This window comes from Chitinophagaceae bacterium, from assembly GCA_016713085.1.
Classification (GTDB): Bacteria; Bacteroidota; Bacteroidia; order Chitinophagales; family Chitinophagaceae; genus Lacibacter.
Map to the genome: position 1 here is coordinate 1,021,721 of JADJPV010000002.1, position 24,463 is coordinate 1,046,183.

General features: G+C 39.2%; 19 protein-coding genes and 3 pseudogenes. 15 read left to right on the forward strand and 7 right to left on the reverse strand.

What is annotated here, in order from left to right:
- Positions 1 to 2 precede the first annotated feature (2 nt).
- Both IPK31_17420 and IPK31_17425 read right to left on the reverse strand, forming a co-directional pair.
- The gene (locus tag IPK31_17420; protein ID MBK8089556.1) at positions 3 to 776 is read right to left on the reverse strand and encodes an ABC transporter ATP-binding protein; all 774 of its coding nucleotides are present in this window, start codon (positions 774 to 776) and stop codon (positions 3 to 5) included.
- Positions 777 to 889: 113 nt separating this feature from the next.
- Positions 890 to 2,044: an acyl-CoA dehydrogenase family protein gene (locus tag IPK31_17425; protein ID MBK8089557.1), complete on the reverse strand. Its 1,155-nt coding sequence runs from the start codon at positions 2,042 to 2,044 to the stop codon at positions 890 to 892.
- A gap of 134 nt (positions 2,045 to 2,178) precedes the next feature.
- Between IPK31_17425 and IPK31_17430 the strand changes: the two genes are divergently transcribed.
- A complete protein-coding gene (locus IPK31_17430) occupies positions 2,179 to 3,312 on the forward strand; it encodes a hypothetical protein (protein MBK8089558.1) in 1,134 nt (377 codons plus the stop codon).
- Complete coding sequence (locus IPK31_17435; protein MBK8089559.1) at positions 3,281 to 4,225, forward strand: caspase family protein; 945 nt, start codon at positions 3,281 to 3,283, stop codon at positions 4,223 to 4,225. The genes IPK31_17430 and IPK31_17435 overlap by 32 nt, the downstream gene beginning before the upstream one ends.
- A 150-nt stretch (positions 4,226 to 4,375) precedes the next feature.
- Here the strand turns inward: IPK31_17435 and IPK31_17440 are convergent, their stop codons facing one another.
- The 5 genes and pseudogenes from IPK31_17440 to IPK31_17460 all read right to left on the reverse strand — a co-directional run bounded on the left by IPK31_17440 (position 4,376) and on the right by IPK31_17460 (position 10,167).
- Positions 4,376 to 5,443 (reverse strand): acyl-CoA desaturase, encoded by a 1,068-nt coding sequence (locus IPK31_17440; GenBank protein MBK8089560.1) that lies wholly within the window; start codon positions 5,441 to 5,443, stop codon positions 4,376 to 4,378.
- A 93-nt stretch (positions 5,444 to 5,536) separates the two neighbouring features.
- Positions 5,537 to 6,265, reverse strand: a complete 729-nt coding sequence (bshB1, locus tag IPK31_17445; GenBank protein MBK8089561.1) for a bacillithiol biosynthesis deacetylase BshB1 — start codon at positions 6,263 to 6,265, stop codon at positions 5,537 to 5,539.
- A 104-nt stretch (positions 6,266 to 6,369) separates the two neighbouring features.
- Positions 6,370 to 7,086 (reverse strand): DUF4294 domain-containing protein, encoded by a 717-nt coding sequence (locus tag IPK31_17450; protein ID MBK8089562.1) that lies wholly within the window; start codon positions 7,084 to 7,086, stop codon positions 6,370 to 6,372.
- A 122-nt stretch (positions 7,087 to 7,208) separates the two neighbouring features.
- Positions 7,209 to 9,676: pseudogene (gene ccsA / locus IPK31_17455) on the reverse strand (cytochrome c biogenesis protein CcsA).
- Between the two features lie 83 nt (positions 9,677 to 9,759).
- Entirely contained in the window at positions 9,760 to 10,167 is a 408-nt protein-coding gene (locus IPK31_17460; GenBank protein MBK8089563.1) for a cytochrome c maturation protein CcmE, read from the reverse strand.
- 248 nt (positions 10,168 to 10,415) lie between these two features.
- Here IPK31_17460 and IPK31_17465 point away from each other — a divergent pair, with 248 nt between their 5' ends.
- The 13 genes and pseudogenes from IPK31_17465 (at position 10,416) to IPK31_17525 (ending at position 24,402) form a co-directional block, all read left to right on the forward strand.
- Positions 10,416 to 11,462 carry an agmatinase family protein gene (locus tag IPK31_17465; GenBank protein MBK8089564.1) on the forward strand — a complete coding sequence of 349 codons (1,047 nt, stop codon included), beginning with the start codon at positions 10,416 to 10,418 and terminating at the stop codon, positions 11,460 to 11,462.
- Between the two features lie 119 nt (positions 11,463 to 11,581).
- Entirely contained in the window at positions 11,582 to 12,184 is a 603-nt protein-coding gene (locus IPK31_17470) for a hypothetical protein (GenBank protein ID MBK8089565.1), read from the forward strand.
- Between the two features lie 40 nt (positions 12,185 to 12,224).
- Positions 12,225 to 12,608 (forward strand): hypothetical protein, encoded by a 384-nt coding sequence (locus IPK31_17475; protein MBK8089566.1) that lies wholly within the window; start codon positions 12,225 to 12,227, stop codon positions 12,606 to 12,608.
- A 108-nt stretch (positions 12,609 to 12,716) separates the two neighbouring features.
- Positions 12,717 to 17,054 (forward strand): annotated as a pseudogene (locus IPK31_17480) (CusA/CzcA family heavy metal efflux RND transporter).
- Between the two features lie 87 nt (positions 17,055 to 17,141).
- Positions 17,142 to 18,197: an efflux RND transporter periplasmic adaptor subunit gene (locus tag IPK31_17485; protein ID MBK8089567.1), complete on the forward strand. Its 1,056-nt coding sequence runs from the start codon at positions 17,142 to 17,144 to the stop codon at positions 18,195 to 18,197.
- A 259-nt stretch (positions 18,198 to 18,456) separates the two neighbouring features.
- Entirely contained in the window at positions 18,457 to 18,834 is a 378-nt protein-coding gene (locus tag IPK31_17490) for a hypothetical protein (GenBank protein ID MBK8089568.1), read from the forward strand.
- A gap of 118 nt (positions 18,835 to 18,952) precedes the next feature.
- Positions 18,953 to 20,512 (forward strand): hypothetical protein, encoded by a 1,560-nt coding sequence (locus IPK31_17495; GenBank protein ID MBK8089569.1) that lies wholly within the window; start codon positions 18,953 to 18,955, stop codon positions 20,510 to 20,512.
- A gap of 41 nt (positions 20,513 to 20,553) precedes the next feature.
- A complete protein-coding gene (locus tag IPK31_17500) occupies positions 20,554 to 21,300 on the forward strand; it encodes a hypothetical protein (GenBank protein MBK8089570.1) in 747 nt (248 codons plus the stop codon).
- A gap of 10 nt (positions 21,301 to 21,310) precedes the next feature.
- Positions 21,311 to 21,685: a hypothetical protein gene (locus IPK31_17505; GenBank protein MBK8089571.1), complete on the forward strand. Its 375-nt coding sequence runs from the start codon at positions 21,311 to 21,313 to the stop codon at positions 21,683 to 21,685.
- A gap of 11 nt (positions 21,686 to 21,696) precedes the next feature.
- On the forward strand, positions 21,697 to 22,152 hold the full coding sequence (locus IPK31_17510; GenBank protein MBK8089572.1) for a hypothetical protein: 456 nt from the start codon (positions 21,697 to 21,699) through the stop codon (positions 22,150 to 22,152).
- A gap of 26 nt (positions 22,153 to 22,178) precedes the next feature.
- Positions 22,179 to 22,736, forward strand: coding sequence for a YceI family protein (locus IPK31_17515; GenBank protein ID MBK8089573.1), 558 nt, complete (start codon positions 22,179 to 22,181; stop codon positions 22,734 to 22,736).
- A 40-nt stretch (positions 22,737 to 22,776) separates the two neighbouring features.
- Positions 22,777 to 23,663, forward strand: a pseudogene (locus IPK31_17520) (hypothetical protein).
- 205 nt (positions 23,664 to 23,868) lie between these two features.
- Positions 23,869 to 24,402, forward strand: coding sequence for a hypothetical protein (locus IPK31_17525; GenBank protein ID MBK8089574.1), 534 nt, complete (start codon positions 23,869 to 23,871; stop codon positions 24,400 to 24,402).
- Positions 24,403 to 24,463 lie beyond the last annotated feature (61 nt).

The following is a 24,463-nucleotide window of genomic DNA, read 5'->3' on the forward strand; positions in this document are numbered from 1 at the left end:
GCTTAGCTTTTTAAAATATCGATGAATTGGCCAGCTGTATTCTGATGTAACTCTGATCCGCCCGTAAGAGAAGTGAATATTTTTTCAAGTGATCCTGCATGCGCATTATCTTTCAGTGTTTCAAAACTGCCATCGGCAATCACTTCACCTTTATCAATGATAATGATGCGGTCGCTGATTTTCTCCACCACATCCATAATATGGGAAGAATAGAAAATGGTTTTACCGCTTTGTTTCAACTGAGCCAATATCTCTTTTACTAAAATCACAGCATTGGCATCTAGCCCGCTTAATGGTTCATCTAAGAATATGATTTCAGGATTATGTATTAAGCCGCTGATGAGTAATACTTTTTGTTTCATCCCCTTACTGTAACCATTCATTCTTGATTTTGCTTTGTCGCTTAACTCAAACAGGTGCAGTAAATCCATTGATTTTTTTTCAATCACCGTGTCTTCCATCTGGTATAGCTTTCCAACAAAACGAAGGTATTCGATAGGAGTAAGTACGTCATACAAGGCTGCCTGTTCGGGTATGTAACCAATTTTCTGTTTTATTTCAATGGGATTCTTTCTTACATCAAGCCCCATTAAAGTTGCATCACCTTCAAAATCGCCAATAATACCGGTGAGGATTTTAATCGTGGTACTCTTCCCGGCTCCGTTAGGACCAATATAACCTACAATTTGACCGGCATCAATGGAAAGATTGATCCCTTTTAAAACATAGTTACTGTTGTACTGCTTCTTTAGCGACGAAATTTCAATGATGCTCACGGTTAATTTTTTAGTTGAGGTTAAGAGCGCACAAAATACTTAAAGAGTTTAAATAAAAATGTGCAAACATTTGATCGTTTGCACATTTAGAAAAAGGTTATTTATTCCGGATTCTATTTGAATATACTTCTGCTGATCACAATGCGCTGTACTTCACTGGTGCCTTCATAAATCTGCGTAATCTTGGCATCACGCATTAAACGCTCTACATGAAATTCTTTCACAAAACCATAACCGCCATGAATCTGAACTGCTTCTGTTGCTGTCCACATAGCAGTTTCGCTTGAAAATACTTTGGCCATGGAAGAGCTAACTGTATAATCTTTCTTTTCATCCTTATCGCAGGCTGCTTTCAGACAGAGTAAACGGGAGGCTTCAATTCTGGTAGCCATATCAGCCAGTTTAAACTGAATTGCCTGATGATGCATAATTTCCTTACCAAATGCCTTGCGTTGTTTGGAATAGTTCAATGCCAGTTCATACGCACCGCTGGCAATACCCAAAGCCTGGGCTGCAATACCAATACGACCGCCTGCCAATGTTTTCATTGCAAAGGAAAAACCAAAACCATCAGTTCCTATCCTGTTTTCTTTGGGCACTTTTACATCCTGGAAAGAAATGCTGTGGGTATCGCTTCCACGAATGCCGAGTTTATTTTCTTTGGCTCCAACAGTTACACCGGGCCATTTCTTTTCTACGATAAATGCATTGATTCCTTTGCTTCCTTTTGATGCATCAGTTTGTGCAATCACCAGGTATACAGAAGCAGATGATCCGTTGGTGATCCAGTTCTTGATACCATTGATGAGATAATGATCGCCTTTGTCTTCGGCTGTGGTTCGCTGTGAGGTTGCATCACTCCCCGCTTCAGGTTCGCTCAGCAAAAACGCACCGATGTATAATTCGCCGTCTTTCTTTCCCTGTGCCAGTGGAGTTAAATACTTTACTTTCTGTTCCTCGGTTCCGTACTCTTGCAAACCATAACAAACCAAACTATTGTTTACACTCATGCAAACGCTTACACTTGCATCAATCTTACTGATTTCTTCCATTGCAAGTACATAACTGACAGTATCCATCCCTGAACCGCCATATTTTGGATCAACCATCATTCCCATAAAACCAAGATCGGCCAGTTTGCTGATCTGTTCTTTTGGAAACTTCTGCAGTTCATCTCTTTCAATAACTCCTGGCAGGCACTCGTTTTTTGCAAAATCTCGTGCAGCCTGCTGAATCATCAGTTGCTCTTCAGAAAATTGAAACTCCATGGGCAAAAACTTTTATGGACAAAGATAAGGGGACGATTCCTGTAGTTTTGAAATAAACTTACAATTGTTAATACCTCTTAGACGGTATTGAATAAGTGTTGAAACCTTGTTAACTTAGCCAAAATTAACCCAAGATGAAAGCAATTGGCTTTTTCCTCATTCTATTTCTTTCTGTTTCAACCGCTTCTACTGCACAAAGCTGTTTATCCGGAAACTGCAGCTCGGGCTTTGGCAAATTCAAATATGCGAACGGCGATATTTATGAAGGCGAATTCTCTGATGACAAACGGGAAGGCTATGGCGTTTACAAATGGAGTACGGGTGAAAAATTCTTTGGTGAAAGTATTGCCGATGTCTTTTATGGTTTTGGTGTGATGGAATTTAAGGATGGCACCAAGTATATCGGTGAATTTAAAGCAGGTGAATTTGAAGGCGAAGGAGAAAAGACCTATCCCGACGGTACTAAGAAAACCGGGCTTTTCGGGAAAGGTAAATACCTCGGTAAGATTTCTTATTACAGTAAGCCGGTAGGTACCACGGGTTGCCTGAACGGTGATTGTGATAACGGTTACGGAATGAAATACTACACTGGAAACGACCGTTATTTTGGGTATTTTAAAAACACTAAAAGGGATGGTTATGGTGCTTATTACTGGGATGATGGTACCCGTTGGGTTGGACAGTTTCAACAAAATCTGTTAACCGGTTATGGTACTTACTTCTTTATTACCGGTGAAAAATATGTTGGGGAATTTATAGATAGTAAGCGCAATGGCTGGGGTATTAACTATGATCCGCAGACAGGAATTAAAAAAATTGGTTTCTGGGAAAACAATAACCTGGTTACGCCCAAAAATTCACTTTTGAAAGACGGCAACTCTGCCGGTTGCCTTAGTGGTGATTGTAAAAACGGTTTCGGTAAATATGTTTACAATAACGGCTATTATGTAGGAAATTTTAAAAATGGTTACCGTAATGGAGAGGGGTCGTATTACTTTGATATCGGCGATTTTTACATTGGTAATTTCAAAGACAATAAATTCAATGGAAAAGGAATTTACTATTATACCAATGGTGAACGGTATAACGGAGAATGGAAAGACCAGCGCCTGCATGGTAAAGGTGAATTGGTGCAGTTTGATGGTGAGTTAAAACTCGGTTACTGGAACGAGGGCAAGTATGAAGATAAAACCACTCCTCCTCCCGGTTATGATGCATGGGTAAAAAGTAATTACAATGCGGGTAATACAAATACAGTGGCCAAATAACAATCCTCCTGCAAATAATACAAATACAAAGCCCAAAACTCAACCGGTTACGAATAATACGAAACCGAATAATAACCCTGTAACAAATAATACGAAGCCAAACAATACTACTAAACCCAATAATACCAATCCCACAACACCAACTAATACTACCAAACCAAATAACACGAATACTGGTTTTGGCACTGATTTTCTTGATAAGGTAAGTTTGAAGAAGGGTCTGGCATTGATTATTGGGAATTCTAAATACAGTTATTTCGGAAAGCTTAGTAATCCTTCTAATGATGTGGTATCAGTTTCCAATGCTTTGCGATCAAGCGGGTTTGATGTGATTGTACTGTATGATGGAGACAGGGTGAAGATGGTTGATAAACTCCGTGAATTTGCCGAGCGTTTAAAAGATTATGAGGTGGGCGTTTTTTACTATTCAGGTCATGGTGTTAAGAATGGTTCTGAAAACTATATGGTACCAACAGATGCCAACATGAAGAATCCCGAAGATGTTCCATTGAGTTGTCTTGGGTTGTCGAATGTATTAACTAGAATGGCGAAAGCAGGAACAAAGCTTAACCTGGTAATTGTAGATGCATGCCGCACACCATTTAAGGAAGGAAAAGGTTCATCAGAAGAATTTGATCCTGCTCCAAGTTTGAACAGTAAATCAAGGCCTGATGAAACAGGCATTTACTTTGCAACCTCCGACGGTACTCCGGCTTCTGATGGTATTCCCGGCACCAATGGAATTTATACAGGTGAGCTGGTGAAATATCTGAAATACATGTGCCAGGATATTAAGATTGAAGATATTTTTAAACGTGTCGCCAAGGAAGTAAAAGCCAAATCAAATAAAGTACAGGTACCGGAAGCAAACAGTAATATCACAAAAGATTTCTATTACCAGTGTAAACAGTAAGTAATTTACATTTCATATCAGCGCCGGTTTCATAACCGGCGCTTTTTTTAGAGGACATTTCATCAGACAAAAAAATGGAGCTGTGTTACAACTCCATTCAACCACGCAGTGGCACTGAATTATTTTTTATTGATATTGCTGAAAAGTAAATTAACCTCTTCCCATCTGTTTCAGGAAAGCTACATGCGATGCAACTGCCAGACGCATTTTTGGATATTCGATATAAGGAACGTTATACTCCTCACAGGTTGCTTTAATGATTTTGCTGATGGCAGGATAATGCACATGTGATATTCTCGGGAACAGGTGATGCTCGATCTGGAAATTTAAACCACCAACTAATGTTGAGATGAGCTTATTTCTTGTTGCAAAGTTTGCTGTTGTTTTTAACTGATGCACAGCCCACTCATCACTTAAACGGCCATCTTCTTCATTGGGAACAGGGAATGATGTATGCTCAACTGTATGTGCCAGCTGAAATACAATACTGATCACTAATCCTGCAAAAACAGTTGCTACTCCAAAACCAAGAAGCCATGGCAGAAAGCCAGCCACATATATTGGTAAGCCGACAAAAATAAACAGGTGAATCAGTTTAAATGCCCAGAAAACGATATGATCATTCAATCGCATTGTCTTTAACGGCATATCGCCGATCTTTTGTTTAAAATATTTCTGGTAATCCATTACAAAAATCCAGAGAATATAAAGTACAGCATACAGGAACCAGAAATAACGGTGCTGATATTTATGCAGAGCATATTTCTTTTGTGTACTGCTCATCCGCATCCATGGCTGAATATCAATATCATCATCAATGCCATCAATATTCGTATAGGCATGGTGAATAATATTATGTTTTACATTCCACATAAAACTGCTTCCACCTAAAAAATTCAATGAAAAAGCAGCCATGATGTTTACAGGTTTGTATTTGCTGAAACTGCCATGAGCCCCATCGTGCATTACATTAAATCCGATAGCTGCAATTAAACCACCTAACAGGATGCTTTCAAAAATTCCCAGTAAAATACCTGGTGTAAAGAAAACAAGGTGAACATATACTGCTACCAATGCCACACCAAATGCAATGGCTTTAAAGTATAATGAAAAATTACCGGTGGTTGTTTTACCTGCTTCTTCGAAGTATGCATTCACTCTTCTTTTTAATTCAGAGTGAAATGATTGTGCCTTAACGGCGAATTTTGGAGTAGCCATAATGATCTTGAAAATTGCCGCAAATATAACGCTTAAATGCTCTTAATAGCTCAATCTCAGGAATTATGACCCTTCTTTAACATCAACCGGCTATCAGGTTGTTACCTGGATAATTGCATCAAAACTCCTGATGCCAATACGTTTTTCTGTAATATATCCTTCCCCGTATTCAACACCAATCCGTTTTCCAAACATTTTGTGGCGTGAGATCAGAGTATCAAAATAAGCAGGTGTGGAAATATATGTTTGAGGTTCGTCTAAACCGGGGCTGTTAAATTGGGTTGCATAAGCTTTGATGCTTTCAACTTTCCTGTCGAAGACAGATGAGATATCAAAGATAAAATCAGGCTCTGCATACCTGTCCTGTATATAATGAAAAACATACTTTGGCCGCCATGCTTCCTGTTTCTGTCCATTTAGTTCTGTTTCAATTTTACGCAGTCCCGATAAAAAGCAGGCATCCGCTGTAAGTTTTGATGAACGGCCATGATCCGGATGCCGGTCAACAATTGCATTGCATAAAACAATCTCGGGCTGGTATTGTCTGATCTTTTGAATAATCTTTAACTGATGTGCTTCATCATTTGTAAAAAAACCATCACGCATACCAAGATTCTCTCTTACATGTACGCCCATAATTTTTGCAGCAACAGTTGCTTCTTCCTTTCTTGTTTCAGCAGTACCTCTTGTTCCCAGTTCACCTCTTGTAAGATCAATGACTCCTACCTGTTTGCCATTGGCAATTTCAACCATTATTGTACCGCTGCAGCTTAATTCAACATCATCAGGATGTACACCAAAAGCGAGTATATCTAATTTCATGTGTTCATTTTGTTTAATTGTTGGCCACATAGTACCGATAGCTGTTATCGGTATCATATATAAATTAAAATTGAGCGGTGAAAGTAAGAAGAAAAGATGAGCTGTTAACGTGCTGCAGATGGGGATGAACTGTAGCCAGGAGTTCCGGAATACATGCGGTCAATTTCCTGTACAATGGATTCTATCTGGCGGTCGAATTTATCTTCCTGCGGGTTCCATTCCTGTTTTAAACTGCTCCCCACAAGAAACATTAGTGTTTGATAAAAACCTGCAGTAAAACCGTTTTTCATTTCACGGATAATTTCAAAACAGTTATTCCCGGTTTGACGGTTAATCAGTTTCATTAAAACCTTACCCTGATAAATAGACATATCAGTTACTTTATCAGTAAAAGCGGCTCTTAATTCCTTTTCCCTGCTCTTAATGTATTTCTTTCGCTCTGCCCTGCCACTGATTGATTCAAGATGTTTGTTTACATCAACCATAACTACACCGGCAGACCGTGCATAGGGGTAGGTGAGATAAACAGCATTACGCAACCTTGTCCATTCTGCCCAGTATTTTGCAGCCTGTTTCGGATCACCACCCCACACAAATACTTCACCTAATTCTTTCCCACCCAATACCTCACCATTAATGATCATTGCCTTTACAAAAACAGTGTCATTGGGTCCGTACTCTGTTTTAATGATTTGTTTAGGAGAAGTTGAATCTGGATGTGGTGGCAATGGCTGTTCCTGTGCGTAAACAGTTTGCAGGCTCACCGTAAAGATGGTTGTGATGAGTACGAATAAGATATATGTGCTTTTCCGGAATTTCATTGATTGTGTAAATTAATCATTCCACCAGATTAATACAAAAGACAGACGAAAGGTAACCAACGCTGCCTTGTGAAGGTTTTCACAATATTAAACACACTCTCCTTCCCGGAAACTGAATGATGTTATACCACTTTCAATGTTGCTTTCCTGTTCTTCAGAATATGATTGAGAGAGGCTAGTAGAAAACCAATCGTCATCACAATAATACCCAGCCATAATACATTGATTGCTGGAAATTGATATGCCTTCAATGTAAGGTATTGAAGAACAGCATTGCTTTCTTTTACGCCCAGTTTGATTCCATCCTGTTCTGCACCTGTAAAGGCCAGCACCAGGCTTTGTGAAAGAACCGTATCAGCAACTACCTGTACTTTATCACCACTTAAAATCAACAGTGGTTCAGCCTTATACTTACTGCTGTCTTTGGCATAAACCGTAATGTTTGCTGCAAATACAGAGTCTGTTGAATTTGAAGGAATATTTTTTCTTGTATTGGATCTGCCTAAACCTTCCAGAATCATAAAACCCTGACTATAAAAAACAGTATCACCCGGTTTTATTTTATGTTCCTTAAACGATGCAGTGTCTTTATTACTTTCAGGATTTGGAAGAGAAGTAATGTACGTAAACACATCTTTATGAATATAATGTTTACTGGCAGGGTTTGCCATCAGCTGCTGATTTCCTTTGAAGTTCACAAATGCATCAGGGTAAAGTGTAAACCCGTCTTTTGAATTCTTATACTGAAAATGTATTTTAAAGTATGTCTTTGGGTCTAAAGCTGCTGTTGAATCACCGAGGTAAGTAACCATATATTTACCCATATCGGTAGCAACCCCTTTTAATAAGGTTAAGTTCTCAGCCGTTTTTTCAGTGCTTTGTTCTCCAAAATTAACCATGATGCCACTTGTGTTCCAGCTCAGCACTTCTTTTTTGGAAGATGAAACAAGGATACCAAGCAGACTTAAACCAAAGCCCACATGTGCTATGGATGCTCCTGCTTTAATCATTTTTCCTTTGATGCCGGTAACGATATACATGGCATTTGCCACAACTGAATACACTGCTGCAAAAATTGCCAGGTGAATAGCGGCAAGAAAACCGATACCGTATTTATTGTAATTGATTGCCCCGAATACAGTGATACTCAATGAAGCAATGGCTGCAATAAATGTAGGCAACCAGATGCTTTTAAGAAATGCTGCCTTGCTGGTTTGCTTATATTTCAGATACTGACCGATGGCTGTTAATATGCCAATAACAAATACAAAAAGAATCAGCACTTTATTATAAGAATATTCAATATCCTGTCCGGGAGCAAACTTGGTACCGAAGAGTTTATTGATAACTGGCATGGAAGTTTTGCCAATGATAAACAGGGAGGATATAAAGAACAGTAAAGAACCAACAAACAGCCAAAACTCTCTTGAGCTGATGCTTTCTTCTTTTGCAACTGTAGGAATTTGTTTGTAGCGGATGCCAAATAAAACAAAGGCAGGGATAACAAAGATCAGCAGGAATCCCAGCAACTGAGTATTCATTCCCAGGTCAGTAAATGCATGCACACTGGTATCGCCTAATATTCCACTCCTTGTTAAAAAAGTGGAATAATTAATAAACAGAAACTGAAGTATAAAAACAGGAATGTTGCTCTGAGTGAATGACCTGTATGTTTAAATGCAATCAATGTATGAACCCCGCAAATACCGATTAGCCAGGGAACAAGAGAAGCGTTCTCAACAGGATCCCAAGCCCAGTAACCGCCAAAGGTTAAGCTTTCATAAGCCCAAGCAGCTCCCATCATAATACCCAAGCCAAGAATACCCGATGTAAATAAAGCCCATGGTCTTGCTGCATGAATCCATCCGCCGTAATCTTTTTTCCAAAGCCCGGCAATTGCAAATGCAAAGGGAACAATGGTACTGGCAAAGCCGAGGAATAAAACGGGCGGATGAATCGTCATCCAGTAGTTCTGCAACAAAGGATTTAATCCATTTCCATCACGGATAAAACTGAGATAATCACTCCGTAAACTTCCATCAGGATTAAAGCCAATCGGGAACTGCTCAGGACTCAGCATTCCTTCATCCCGCATCAGCACAAATGGGTTGCTGCCCATTTTAAAATCGAAGAAATAAATACCTAATACCATGGTTGCCAGTGCAACCTGAGCAAAACTAATGGTAGTCATTACAGGTGCTTCCCATTCTTTTTCACGCAGAATGATAATGCCGCCCAAAACGCAATGCCAAAAGCTCCAGAGTAAAAAACTACCCTCCTGTCCTTCCCAAAAACAGGCAAGAATATATTGCATGGGCAGTTGTAAATTACTGTGCTGCCATGCATATTTGTACTCAAAACGATGATTGGAAATAATCAGATAAAGGCTGACAAAAATGCCGATTACAGAAATGATCTCAGCCAGAAAAGCTGAACGTGCAATCCTTTTCCAGTTCTGCTGTTCAATAGGGTTTTTGGATTGCGTGGCCCTGAAATAAGCGATGGTTGCTAATAAGGAAGAAACGAATGATAAAATAGCCAGAAAAGTTCCTATCTGACCCGGCAATTGCTGTTCTCCTATAAATGGCATAGATAAAAAGTTAGTATAAAGCTTTTAATAGTTGTCGTTTTTCGCCTTGCTGAAAATGGCTAAACTGAAATTAAACCGGGTAATTATTTTGAAACTGCGCTGATCTTTGCTTTATCGTCAACATATTTGCTGGGGCATTTGATCAGGATATCTTCGCACAGAAAAGCACTATCGGTCATTTTTCCTTTCAAAACCATACGCTCGCTTTTTTGCATATCGGTTGGCGGTTTTCCTTTCATGTAAACCACTCTTGTAGATCCGCCTAATGAGTCAACGATATGAAAACTCAAATAGTTGGGGTTTTTCAATGCATCATATTCAATCTTTTTGCCATTTGCAGTATCGAGCTTGCCAATGAGGTGTAAAAACTTCCCGGGCTTGGCTTTTGCCGAATTAATTGTATCATAAGTTGATAAATCACTCATGGTACTGATCAAAATACCAATAGCCACTGCAATAACAACTAAAATAAGGATATGCGAGGTTTTCATTTTTTCTCTTTTATGCTGCGCAAAGTTAACTCAAAAACAAGTTGTGTCTTCTTCTAAATTACAGAAGGCAAAACGAAATTGTTGACTTCAGGTAGGCCGGTTACAGACCTCTTATACGGGTTACCCAAATGGCAATCTTCAGTCATTTAGCCACTTTCAGGCTATTTCTGTGCAAAACTTCCCATGCAACCGATTAATCATGTTCAACTGTCTATTACCTTTGCAAAGTTTTCTGTAAATGAAAAAACATGATTGATCTATCCCTGTTCGACCATAATGATGCCGCTAACCCTAACAACAACATTTTCGGTCTTCCGTTTTCTGAAGAGGATGCTGACTTAATTATACTTCCAGTTCCCTGGGAAGTAACCGTAAGCTACAAAGCCGGTACTGCCCGTGCCCCTGAACATATTTTTAAAGCAAGTTTGCAGGTTGAGCTGTATGATAATGATACAAACAATGCCTGGCGCAGAGGAATTTATATGCGGGACACGGATCGGAAAATGTTGCTGAAAAGCGACTATCTCCGTAAGGAAGCTGAACTCTACATTAATTATATAGCTCAGGATGAAAATGTGAACGACAATAAGTTCATGTGCAAAACGCTGAAAGAAGTTAATGAAGGAGGTCTTTTCATGAATAACTGGGTGTATGAACAAACGAAAGAGCTGCTTGGAAAAGGAAAGCTTGTTGGGCTTCTTGGTGGCGATCACAGCACTCCTCTTGGTTATTATAAAGCTATTGCAGAAAAATATGGCGACTTTGGCATTCTTCAGTTTGATGCCCACCTTGATCTTCGGCAGTCTTACGAAGGATTTAAATATTCACATGCTTCCATCATGTACAATGCCTTGACTGAAATACCTCAGTTGAAAAAGCTGGTGCAGGTGGGTATCAGGGATTATGGTGATAATGAATTGCAAATCGTTGCTGACAGTGAATCAAGAATCATTTCTTTTTTTGACAGGGATTTAAAAAACCGTCAATACGAAGGAGAAAACTGGCAGACAATTGCTGATGAGATAGTAGAGCATTTGCCCCAGCTCGTATTTATCAGTTTTGATGTTGATGGACTGGATCCAAAACTTTGCCCCAATACCGGCACACCTGTAATGGGTGGCCTGGAAAGCGAACAGGCTTTTTATATTCTGCGGAAAATTCTTAAAACCGGACGCAGGTTTATCGGTTTTGATTTGGTTGAAGTGGGAATCAGCAGTAAAGAATGGGACGAGAATGTTGGTGCAAGATTATTGTACAAACTTTCAAACCTGTTGCTTGCAAGTAATCCAAAATAAGAACTGATACCCATCAGCAATTGCATGAAGAACTTGTGAATTCCGGTTGATGTTTCTTTGTTTACTTTCTTATTTCAGTTTTGTTGTCAGGTTTATTTAGTTTGTATCTTTATTGCACTATGGCATCTTACAAAATCCCCATCTTTTTCGAGCCCTTCGAGAAGCAAAAAAAAGCAGCACGACTTTTACATTTACTCGCCGGTTTCCTGATGGTAGCTAATGCATGGGGCGACTTTAAACAACCAAGCCCGGATCTCTTTTTTGTTGTTGTTCAGATTGCCGGTGCAATCTTTGCTGTTTTATTTGCATTAACGGGCAAACGGCTGTTCGGTAATATTTCCGTGATGAACAGCATTTTCCGGCTGCTTGAAGCTGCTATCTTATTTTATTCCGCTTGGTATTTTATGCGAATGAATCTTACTTTGATGGGTACACTGCAGATGATTGGTGCAATCGGTCTCCTTGTTTTGTTTTTTACTGAACGGAAAATATTCTCTGTTTGTCATATCCGCATTGAGGAAAAAGGAGTTTACACACCCCATAATATGGGCGACCGGCTGATTGAATGGAAGGACATTGAACTGATGCTCATTAAAAATGATTTTGTTTCTATCAACACGGTACAGAATCATTTTATTCAATACGAAACAGGTGCTGTATTAAGTGAACTGCAGATGGATGAGATGAACGCCTACTGCAGGGAGAAGTTTGTAAAAGCATAACCTCTAAGGATGCTGGTTTATTTTATTTATATTTGTTCTGTTGCAAAAAGCAATCTGCATATTATTCCTTGGGGTTTACCTGTTCTCTTCAACTGAACTTCGTCAGTTGTTGAAGTTCCCGTTACTAATTCAGCATTACATTGAACATAAAGAACAGGATAAGAATATTACCGTCTGGAAATTCCTCTCTATTCATTACGAAGAAGCAACTGTAATTGACATCGACTACGACAAAGATCAGCAGCTTCCTTTTAAATCCCATGATGGTTGTGCAGGCTCGGGTTTAGGTTCTTTTATGCCAACTGCTTTCTATTCTCTTGTTGAAAAAACATGTAAGGAGGAATCAGTAACATATATTATATCTAACGAGTATCTTATTTCCTCTGTTTACCTCTCCTCTATCTGGCAGCCTCCAAAAGCATAGTCTTGTTTTAATTTTTTCTGAGCAGTAAAGGATATCTTTTTCTTTACTTATCTGCGTATTCCTGCTATTGCAGCAGTATGTACTATTATTTGATAAACAGACGTCATTATGCTAAATGCTATAATTAGGTTTTCAGTAAAAAATAAGCTGATCATCGGACTATTTATTGTAGTCCTGATTGGGTATGGAAGTTACCAGGTTACCAAACTTCCCATTGATGCGGTTCCGGATATTACAGATAACCAGGTGCAGGTTATTACCATTGCTCCTTCTTTTGGTGCTACAGACATTGAACGGCTTGTAACTTTTCCAATTGAGCAGGCAAATAATAATATCTCCGGGTTGAAAGAGATCAGGAGTTTTTCACGCTTTGGCCTTTCACTGGTAACCATTGTTTTTGATGATGCTACTGATATCTACTGGGCCAGGCAACAGGTAACAGAGCGGCTGCAAAAAGTGCAGGCCATTATTCCTCCGGGAATTGGCATTCCTGAATTAGGACCTGTATCCACAGGGCTTGGTGAAATATATCAGTATGTTGTTCGCCCAAAAAAAGGGTATGAAACAACATTCGATGAAACAGAGTTAAGAACTATCCAGGACTGGATTGTACGCCGGCAGTTGTTAGGTGTAAAGGGAGTTGCAGAAGTAAGCAGTTTTGGCGGCAAGTTGAAACAATACAGTATTGAAATTGATCCGTCTAAACTCCACTCCTATAATATTAACATCAACGATGTTTTCCAGGCGTTGGAAAAAAACAATCAGAATACGGGGGGGGCATACATTGAAAAAGCATCCACAGTTCTGTATATACGTACAGAAGGATTAGCTGGCAGTATGGAAGACATTCAGAATATTTCCATCAAAACGATCAACGGAGGATCCCCGCTTTTTATTCGTGATGTAGCAGAAGTAAAGGTTGGCTTTGCCACAAGATATGGAGCCATGTGTTATAATGACCAGGGCGAAGTATCAGGAGCAATTGTGATGATGCTGAAAGGAGCCAACAGCAGTGAAGTAATAAAAAATGTAAAAGAACGCATTGCACAAATTCAGAAAACATTGCCTGAGGGTGTAACAATTGAACCTTTCCTCGACAGAACCAAGATGGTGAACAATGCTATTGGTACTGTTGAGAAGAATTTATTGGAAGGTGCATTGATCGTTGTGTTTGTTCTGGTATTGTTTCTCGGAAATTTCAGAGCAGGAATTTTAGTTGCATCCGTTATTCCATTGGCCATGCTCTTTGCCATAACCATGATGAACTGGTTTGGTGTAAGTGGTAACCTCATGAGTTTGGGTGCATTGGATTTTGGGTTGATTGTAGATGGTGCAGTAATCATTGTGGAAGCGGTAATGCATCAGTTGTCGCACAGTAAAAAGTTTAATAATTTTTATCGCCTTACACAGGATCAGATGGACGCTGAAGTAAATTATTCTGCCGGCAGAATGATGAACAGTGCTGTATTCGGGCAGATCATTATCCTTGTTGTGTACTTACCCATATTTACTTTACAGGGTATTGAAGGAAAGATGTTTAAACCAATGGCACAAACAGTTGCCTTTGCATTACTTGGTGCATTCATTTTGTCGCTCACATATATTCCGATGATGAGTTCAATCTTTTTAAGTAAGAAGCTCAAACACAAACAAAACTTATCTGATAAGTTTATGGTATGGATGGAAAAACTCTACCAGTCGAATTTGTCGACGATGCTGAATTATCCAAAAACAATTCTTGCTTCAGTGTTCACCTTGTTTATTGCTGCAATCATTGTTCTCCGCTCGTTAGGTGGCGAATTTATTCCTGCACTGGAAGAAGGAGACTTTGCTGTAGATACAAGAGTACTCACCGGCAGCAATCTGCAAACAACTATTGAGAATACACAGAAAGCTGCACACATTCTTAAAACAAGATTTCCTGAAGTAGAAAAAGTAGTCACTAAAATTGGCAGTGGTGAAGTGCCAACTGATCCGATGCCAATGGAAGCAAGTGATATGATGGTCATTTTAAAAGACAAAGAAGAATGGACATCCGCTAAAAGCTTTAATGAACTGGCAGAGAAAATGGGTGAAGCATTAAAGGATGTGCCGGGTATTACAGCAGGTTTTCAGTTTCCTGTTCAAATGCGTTTCAATGAATTGATGACGGGTGCAAGACAGGATGTTGTTTGTAAAATTTTTGGAGAAGACCTGGATACACTGGCTTATTACAGCCAAAAGCTTGGGAAGATTATTACAACAGTTGATGGTGCAAAAAATTTATATGTTGAATCTGTGAATGGTTTACCACAGATCATTATCAATTATAACCGTAGCGCAATCGCTCAATACAACTTAAGTATTGCAGATATCAACCGTATTGTAAATACAGCACTTGCAGGGCAAAGCAGCGGAATGTTATTTGAAGGAGAAAAACGGTTTGATATAGTTGTAAAGTTGAAAGGAGAAAAGAAAAAAGACGTAACAGATATTCAGCATTTATTGATTCCAACTCCTGGTGGCAGCCAGGTTCCTCTCTACCAGTTAGCGAATGTAGAAATTAAAGAAGGCCCTAACCAGATTCAGCGTGAAGATGCCAAACGCAGAATTGTTGTTGGGTTTAACGTTCGGGGCAGAGATGTGCAAAGTATAGTGACTGAACTTCAGAAAAAAACAGAAGCTCAATTGAAACTTCCTCCCGGTTATTATATTACCTATGGAGGAGCTTTCGAAAATTTAAATGAAGCAAAGAAACGATTGACCATTGCAGTACCGGTTTCATTACTCTTGATTTTTATGCTGCTGTACTTTGCCTTCAATTCAATAAAACAGGGGCTGCTGATTTATTCTGCTATTCCACTGTCAGCAATTGGAGGAATTTTATTTCTTGCATTGCGTGGTATGCCTTTCAGTATCAGCGCTGGGGTTGGTTTTATTGCGTTGTTTGGTGTAGCTGTATTGAACGGCATTGTACTGATAGCAGAATTTAACCGCCTGAAAAATGAAGGTATGCATGATGTAAAACGAATTGTGCTGATGGGAACAAAAATCCGTTTGCGCCCGGTGCTGATGACTGCCGCAGTTGCATCGCTTGGCTTTTTGCCTATGGCTTTAAGTAATGGAGCAGGTGCTGAAGTGCAGCGTCCATTAGCAACCGTTGTAATTGGTGGTTTATTGATTGCCACTTTCCTTACATTGGTTGTGTTACCCGTATTATATATGGTATTTGAAAAAGGGATTACTATGAAAAAGAAAAATACAATTGCAACTGTTATACTGATACTGCTTTCCTGTAACATGGCAACTGCACAAACTTCTATTACATTACAGGCATCCATCGATACTGCCCTGAAAAATAATCTGCTGGTAAAGAACGAAAAACTGATGGGTGAATACAGGAAATTGCTGATTGGCAGTTCAGCCATTGTACCGCAAACGAATGTGGTTGCTGATCTTGGTCAAATAAACAGTATTTATAATGATACAAGATTTGGCATATCACAGTCATTCAATTTTCCGAAAGTTTATTCCACACAAAAACAATTGTTAACAGAAGAATGGAAAAGCAGCACGCTGCAGGTGGCCGTAAAAGAAGCAGAATTGCGAAAACAGGTTGCATCAGTTTTTTATCAACTGTTATACCTGCAGCGAAAGCTGCAGTTACTGAATTATGCTGACAGTCTTTATACTGCATTTTATAAGTTAACAGAACTGCGTTTGCAAAAAGGAGAAAGTAATATACTTGAAAAGACAACTGCAGAAACGCAACTGGGTGAAATTCATCTGCAACAGAAACAACTAAAGAGCGACGATGAATTCCTTCAACTACAATTTCAATTATTACTGAATGCAGTTACTTTGTTTAAACCGGTTGCTGAAAAATTCAAGCTGTAACATCAATCAATTCCCGTTGACATAACACAGCATCCGGCCATTCAATTACTCAGCCATCAGCAGCAATTAGCTGATGCGCTGGTAAAAGTCGAGAAGGCAAAACTTTTGCCCGATCTGTCGTTGGGTGTATTCAGCAGCAGCATTAAAGGAACCGGCGCTGATAATAAATACTATGGAAGCGGTTACAGGTTCCAGTCGGTTCAGATTGGGATTGGTATTCCTGTTTTTGCAAAGGCACAGAAAGCAAAGATCAGTGGTGCGAAATTCAGTAAACAGATCGCCGGTAATAGTTATGCCATTGGATCGCAGGCTTTGCAGACAGAATTGTATGCAGCACTTGCACAGTATAATAAATACGGTGAAACAGTTTCCTATTTTGAACAAACCGGTTTAAAAAATGCCGAACTGATTATTGCAACTGCTAATAAGCAATTTGCTAATGGCCTCATTAATTATCTTGAATGGTTTATGCTCATTAACCAGGCAATAACTGTTAAGAATGAATATCTCGATGCTGTGAAAAACCTTAATGAGAGCATCATCCGGTTAAACTTTTATAACAACAAGTAAATTTCAGCAGATGAAAAAATATATGATTATAAGTGCAGCATTTATTTTAGTGCTTGCATGCGGCAGTAAAAGAAAAGCACGGAAAACATAACGGTTGAAACAGATGGGAACATTGTAACACTTTCGCCGGCACAGCTTAAAAATGCAGGTATTGAAACAATCCGTTTACAGCAAAAAGCTGTTTCTTCAATTCTTAAACTGAATGGACGGATAGATGTACCTCCGCAGAATATTGTTTCAATCAGTGTGCCATTAGGCGGCTATCTAAAGACTACCAAATTACTGCCCGGCATGCATGTAAGTAAGGGAGAAGTAATTGCAGTTGTTGAAGATCAGCAGTACATACAGTTACAGCAGGATTATTTAACTGCTAAAGCTAAAATCAGTTTTCTTGAGAATGAGTATCTCCGGCAAAAAGAATTAAATGAAAGTAAAGCCAGCAGCGATAAAACCTATCAGCTGGCAGAAGCGGATTTCAAAAGCCAGAAAGTGTTGATCAATGCACTGGCTGAAAAACTGAAGCTGGCAGGGATTAACATTACACAGCTGAATGAAAATAGTATTACCAGGAGCATACAGATCCACTCTCCTATTGACGGCTATGTTTCAAAAGTGAATGTAAACATTGGTAAGTATGTTGCACCAACGGAAGTGCTTTTTGAACTGATCAACCCGACTGACATTCATCTTGCATTAAAAGTGTTCGAAAAAGATGTTTCTAAATTATTTATCGGTCAGAAACTGGTTGCATTTACGAACAGTGATCCGCAGAATAAACATCTCTGCGAAATTCTGTTAATTGGAAGAGACCTTTCCACTGAACGGAATACGGAGGTGCATTGCCATTTTGAACAGTATGATAAAACCCTGATTCCGGGAACCTATATGAACGCTGAAATTGAAATACAGAATAAGAATGCTGAAGTGCTCCCATCTGATGCTGTTGTTCGTTTTGAAAACAAAAGCTTTGTATTTGTAAAAAGAGATACCGGCAAATTTGAAATGCTTGAAGTACAAACAGGCATTACTGAAAATGGCTTTACAGAAATCAATATTACAGATGATAAATTAAAGGAGAATGAGTTTGTGAGTAAGGGTGCTTACTCTTTACTGATGAGTTTAAAAAATAAATCAGACGAGTAGACAATTTTAAAAATCTTAGAGGAAAATACTTTTCCTCTAAGATTTTCTACTTAAAAAAACACTTTTTTCTCCATAAAAAAGAAAAATTTATAGAAAGGTCATTTTAAAAAGCCTTTTAGTTTTCTATTATTGTCATGTGAAGATGACAAATCAAATCAGGCAGTTTGATATCCTGATTAGCTTAAAATAATCAGATTAGATGAATCTGTAACAAAAAAAAACCTGTTGGCATAGTTATTGTCATATCACTGTCATACTGATGCGTAAACTAATTACAATATCCTTTTTAGCCATTTACCTTCTGGGTAATACAGAAGTGGGTCAGCTGGTAAATTTACCAAAGCTGATTGCACATTATCAGCAGCATCAGCAAATAAATTCAGATGTAAGTTTCATTGATTTTGTTGACATGCACTATTTTGGTGATGATGGCATTACTTCAGATGACAATCAGGATAATGAACTCCCATTCAGGCAACTGCATAAACCATTTTCTGCAATTGCATACATCGTACCCCCTTTCGCTTCGTTTAATTCCAATACAACAATTATTACTCCGGAAAAACTCAATTTTCTAAAAAACGAGTTCCCCATTTCCGGTTACTCTACTCTACCTATACGCCCTCCTGAGTTATAGCCTGTAGTTTTTACCCACACATTTTCTGCAAGCCTAGCCCTGCTGTGCAGTTGTATTCCCATTGTTTTTACCATCATAATCAAATGCTACTTTTTATTTATGATCAAACAAAAGCAAAATGAAAACCAATCCAATTAAGTTAGCCCTTCTTGCAATTGCAAGTGCCCTTGTATTTTTTTCCTGTAAGCATGAGCCACCACCAGAGTCATGTGAAGCAATCGGTTTCAAAATAAGTGCAACAAAAACCGATGCCTTATTAAATGGTTCAAATGGAACAATAACTGCAACTGCAACAGGCGGTGACGGTTTTCAATTCAGTTTAAATGGAGGGAAATTTTCTGATAGCGCCTATTTTACAGGTCTTATGGCATTTGGTAATTACCGTGTGGTAGGCCGTAACTCAAACGGATGTACAGATACGTTAGAAATTACCATCGGCTCTACTAATCCCTGCCAGGGCGTTACAGTAAATGTTACGGCAACAAAAGTTGATGCATCTCCTAATTTATCAAATGGTTCAATTACTGCAACAGCAAGCGGTAGCAGTGGTTTTACTTACAGTTTAAATGGAGGTGCATTTCAATCAAGCGGAACTTTTGCAAATATTGCGGCAGGCTCTTATACGATTGCTGCGAAAAGTTCTTCAGGTTGTATTGGATCAACCCAGGTTACTGTTGGTACCAATAACCCTTGTGCAGGTGTAACTGTTGCTATAACAACTACACAGGTTAACCCGGCCACAGGACTATCTAATGGTTCAATTACTGCATCAGCAACAGGTGGCACAGGATTTACATACAGTATCAATAGCGGCGCATTTCAATCAAGTGGCATATTCTCAGGGCTGGCAGCAGGTAACTATACCATTACAGCAAAAAATTCAAATGGCTGTACAGGAACAACTACTGTAGCATTAGGTGCAAACAATCCATGTGCAGGTATAACAGTAGCAGTAACAACAACTCAGGTTAACCCGGGCACAGGTCTGTCTAATGGTTCAATTACAGCATCAGCAACGGGTGGTACAGGATTTACTTACAGTTTAAACAATGGTACATACCAGACAAGTGGCACATTCAGCAATCTTGCAGCAGGAACGTATACCCTTACAGCTAAGAACTCAAACGGTTGTCTTGGAACGAAGCAGGTAACACTTACTGCAACCAGTGCCTGTGCAAACACAACAATTGTTATTACAGCAGCTATTGTAAATACTACACCATGTGTTACGCCGGCAAATAATGGAAGCATTACAGTAACAGCTACAGGTTCAACCGGGTTCACATATAACATCAATGGTGGAGCTTATCAAACCAGTAATGTATTCGCAAGTTTAAATGCAGGTAATTTTTTACTGGGTGTAAAAGATGCAAATGGGTGTACTCAAACAAAGTCAGTTACAATTGCAGTGATAGCTCCGGGTTCATTGTTTGCACAAGTGAGAACTTTAATAACAACCCGTTGCGGCGGAAGTTCATGTCATATGAATGGCGGAAGTAAAGCCGGTTACAATTTTGACACAGACTGCAACATAGTAACTAAGTGGAGCCAGATAAATGGTTCATGTGTTACAGGTACATTGAAAAAAATGCCAATCAGTCCGCAACCAAATTTAACAACGGCTGAAAAACAGCTTATTACAAACTGGGTAAATGCAGGACACCGTTATACTGATTAAGTATTAACAAACCTTTCGAAAACAATAACAATACAAAAAATATGAAATCGTTTTTCAAACAAACAGAAAACATTATGACAGTAAAAATCTTAGGTCTTGGATTTATTGCTTTGATGTTTATCATAATTATCAACTCGTGTAAACACGAACCACCAATGGTTCCGGATACAGGAAATCCCGGAGGTGTTAATGGTTTACCGGGTGCAACAGGCAGAGTGTGCAGTGCAGATACGGTTTATTTCGCCAATGAAATTTTACCGTTGATAACATCAACCTGTTCAATGGCCGGTTGTCATGATGCCATTTCACATAAGGAAGGTGTAACACTTACCAATTATAACAACATTGTAAAGCATGTTATACCCGGAAATGCCGGCAGCAGTTCACTTTATAAAGAGATCATCAAAACAAACAATGATCGTATGCCTCCACCGCCAATGCCTGCGTGGACGACAGAACAGAAAGCCAAATTGCAAAAGTGGATTAACCAGGGTGCAAAAAACAATTCCTGTGATGGTTGTGATACAACTGACTTTAAATACAGTACTGCCATTAAAACCTTAATGGCAAATAAATGCCAGGGCTGTCATAATCCATCATCCTTAGGTGGAGGTGTTGATTTGTCAACTTATGCAGGTGTTAAAGCATCGGCATTAACAGGAAAGCTATACGGTTCAATCATCTGGTCTGCAGGAATATCACCTATGCCACAGGGTGGATTAAAAATGCCCGATTGTGAAATTAAACAGGTAAAAAAATGGATTGATGCAGGCACTCCAAACAATTAAAAACCCAAACATGAAAAAGTACATTTTAATTATTCTGATTTTTATAGCTGTAGTCGGCTTTAGCTCCTGCTACTATGATAAAGGCGATTACCTGTATGCAGGTGCAGGTGCATGCGATACTGCAGCAGCAGTTTCTTACAGTAAAAATGTAGTTCCCTTATTGCAGCAGCAATGTTACAGTTGCCATAGCGGAGGATCACCAAGCGGTGGTATTGCCATGGGAACATATGCAACTGATAAAGCAATGGCAGTTAATGGAAAACTTTATGGCAGTATCAGTTTTGCTGCAGGTTTTTCACCAATGCCACAAGGTGCGCCAAAAATGACCACATGTCAATTAGCAACCATCAAAAAGTGGATTGATTCAGGAAGTCCAAACAATTAATTCATCAAAACATGAAAAAGAAAAAACTCATCCGGAATGTTTTACTCGTTGCTGTTGTTCTGGGCATCGGTGCCGCCATTTATGGTTATAAAGAATTCAACAGAAAGAGTGAAAGCATCACAAGCAAAGCAGCCGACTTTAAAGTAAAGCCGCTTGATATCATTACAGCATTTACTGATGATGAAAAAGCAGCTACACTGAAATACGGAGGAAAGATTATACAGGTAGCCGGGCTTGTAAAAAAAGTTGACAAAGATGAACAGGGAAATTTCACAGTAGTGATTGGCGACAATTCATCACTGTCCTCCGTACGTTGCAGTATCGACAGCCTGTTCAGTAAAGATGTAACAGCATTACAGTTAAATGCACCGGCTTTTCTGAAAGGAGTATGTACGGGATTCAATGCCGATGAAATGGGTCTTGGATCAGACGTTATTCTTAACAGGTGTGTTATAGTAAAAGATTAATTCATTTAAATTCTAAACAAACAAGTATGAAAAAGATAGTTTTTTTAATCAGCATCACCCTCTTTACAGGGGCAGTTTCAGCACAGGATAAATATTTTACTAAAACAGGTAAAATTCATTTTGATGCTACCACTCCAAAATCTCCGGAAAGTATTGATGGAGTTAATAAAAGTTCAATCTGTGTGGTAGATACCAAAACAGGAAATATCCAGTTCTCCCTTTTAATGAAAGGATTTGAATTCGAAAGGGCGTTGATGCAGGAACACTTCAACGAAAATTATGTTGAAAGTAATAAGTACCCAAAAACTGAATTCAAAGGAACAATTACAAATAACACAGCGGTGAACTATTCAAAAGATGGGGTTTACCCGGTGAAAGTGAAAGGCAAATTATCCATGCATGGCGAAACAAAGGACATAGAAGCTGATGGTAAATTAACAGTAAAAGGCGGAAAGATCAGTGCGAATGCAGATTTCCCGGTAACACTTGCCGATTTTAAAGTAACCATTCCTTCACTGGTTGCTGATAAGGTAGCTAAAATTGCAAAGATTACGGTTGACTGCCAGCTTGAACCACTGAAATAAAAATTGAACAACCCACAACCATCAAATAATGAAAATAAATATTCGCAATGCAGCCGTTCTGGCTTTACTCCTCATCGGCACATCTGCAAAAGCACAGGATGATCTGCTGACACTTGTTGATAAAGGTGACAGTAAACCCAAGAAAGAATATGTAAAGTATGCTTTTAAGTCAACCAGGGTTATCAATGGACATTCCATGGAGTTTTATCTCCCGGTACAATGGACTTTCGTATTCTGCACAGATTCGGCCCTACTAATCAGGGATATAAAAACTTCTTTGGATTAGACCAGGCAAGTATGCGTATGGGTTTCGACTTTGGTCTTTACCGTAACCTGATGATTGGCTTTGGCAGAAGCACTTAGAAAAATGAAGTGGATGCTTACTTTAAGTATGCTCCGCTGATGCAATCAACGGGAACAGGAAGCTTTCCGTTTACTGTTGCAATTGTTGCAGGTGCTACTTTAAATACTTCTCCATGGCAGGATACAGGTATACACAACTATCTAACCTCCAGGCTGGCTTATTACTACCAGGTAATTCTGGGAAGAAAAATCACAGAAGGATTTACATTGCAACTTACTCCAACCATGGTGCATAATAACCTGGTGCCGTTTACCTCACAGCCAAATGATGTTTTTTCATTGGGTGTTGGAGGCAGGTTGAAGCTTACTCAGCGTCTGGCAATTACATGGGATTATTTTCACCGCTTCAATGGACTTGAAAAGGATGTAACGTTTAACCCGGTTTCATTGGGTTTGGATATTGAAACGGGCGGACATGTATTTCAGCTCCACTTTTCAAATGCAACGGGTATGAACGAAAGGGCCTTTATTACTGAAACCACCAACAGAATTGATAAAGTAGAACTCCGTTTCGGCTTTAACTTATCAAGGGTATTCCAGATAAAAAAGACCAATCATAAATAAATTTTATCCTTAGAATTAACCGGAATGGTTCGTGCAGGGCACGAACCATTTTTTTATGCTTTCAAAAAATAAATATGATCAACGGTAAATTTCTTGTGGATTTTTTTTAACTCTGCATCTAAGCCTTAAACCACTGCATTATGGCTACTCCACTTTCTGTTTCTATTGTACATCCCGCCTACAATAACCTGAAAAGTACAGCCCTTTGTTGCATTTCTTTGCCGGGCTCGTATTTCTGGCCGGAGCTTATTATGAATTTAAAAGCGATAACCGTATTACTGCTTTTTGTGAACTGGTCATCGGGCTCGATGTAATCACCATCGCTTTTATGCGGGGCTTTGCTGAAGAAGCATCACGCCTCAATGTCGTCTTCCGTTTAATTGAAGTAATTGTCTTTGGCGGACTCTTCATTTTTGCCCTGCTCGACAAATCATGGATCACCGCTTCCCTGCTCCTGCCTTTTACCGGTATGTATTATTATGTATTTCACTGTGAGCGAAAGGTGATTCAGCAGGAAAAAGTTTCCATTCATCACCTTGGGGTAACCATCTCCAGTTTTCCAAAAGATAAAGAGCTGGATTGGGAACAGATTGCCAGCATTGAAGCATTGCCGCACAGCATCACCATCGTCACCCAAAAACAACGGAAATACCGGTTCGAATTTCAAAAAGCAATTGCTTTCGCTGAACTGGAACAAATTCACGAATTTTGCGGGCATTACTTAAATACCAGCCGTTAGCTGCAAGTCATTAGCCCCAGGTTGAATGCTCTTGCTTGCAGCCCGCAGCTAAAAGCTTGAT

Coding starts and splice junctions, on each gene's coding strand:
- IPK31_17425 (MBK8089557.1), bottom strand. CDS start 2,044: ATGGAGTTTCAATTTTCTGAAGAGCAACTGATGATTCAGCAGGCTGCA.
- IPK31_17430 (MBK8089558.1), top strand. CDS start 2,179: ATGAAAGCAATTGGCTTTTTCCTCATTCTATTTCTTTCTGTTTCAACC.
- IPK31_17435 (MBK8089559.1), top strand. CDS start 3,281: ATGCGGGTAATACAAATACAGTGGCCAAATAACAATCCTCCTGCAAAT.
- IPK31_17440 (MBK8089560.1), bottom strand. CDS start 5,443: ATGGCTACTCCAAAATTCGCCGTTAAGGCACAATCATTTCACTCTGAA.
- bshB1 (MBK8089561.1), bottom strand. CDS start 6,265: ATGAAATTAGATATACTCGCTTTTGGTGTACATCCTGATGATGTTGAA.
- IPK31_17450 (MBK8089562.1), bottom strand. CDS start 7,086: ATGAAATTCCGGAAAAGCACATATATCTTATTCGTACTCATCACAACC.
- IPK31_17460 (MBK8089563.1), bottom strand. CDS start 10,167: ATGAAAACCTCGCATATCCTTATTTTAGTTGTTATTGCAGTGGCTATT.
- IPK31_17465 (MBK8089564.1), top strand. CDS start 10,416: ATGATTGATCTATCCCTGTTCGACCATAATGATGCCGCTAACCCTAAC.
- IPK31_17470 (MBK8089565.1), top strand. CDS start 11,582: ATGGCATCTTACAAAATCCCCATCTTTTTCGAGCCCTTCGAGAAGCAA.
- IPK31_17490 (MBK8089568.1), top strand. CDS start 18,457: ATGCGTAAACTAATTACAATATCCTTTTTAGCCATTTACCTTCTGGGT.
- IPK31_17495 (MBK8089569.1), top strand. CDS start 18,953: ATGAAAACCAATCCAATTAAGTTAGCCCTTCTTGCAATTGCAAGTGCC.
- IPK31_17500 (MBK8089570.1), top strand. CDS start 20,554: ATGAAATCGTTTTTCAAACAAACAGAAAACATTATGACAGTAAAAATC.
- IPK31_17505 (MBK8089571.1), top strand. CDS start 21,311: ATGAAAAAGTACATTTTAATTATTCTGATTTTTATAGCTGTAGTCGGC.
- IPK31_17510 (MBK8089572.1), top strand. CDS start 21,697: ATGAAAAAGAAAAAACTCATCCGGAATGTTTTACTCGTTGCTGTTGTT.
- IPK31_17515 (MBK8089573.1), top strand. CDS start 22,179: ATGAAAAAGATAGTTTTTTTAATCAGCATCACCCTCTTTACAGGGGCA.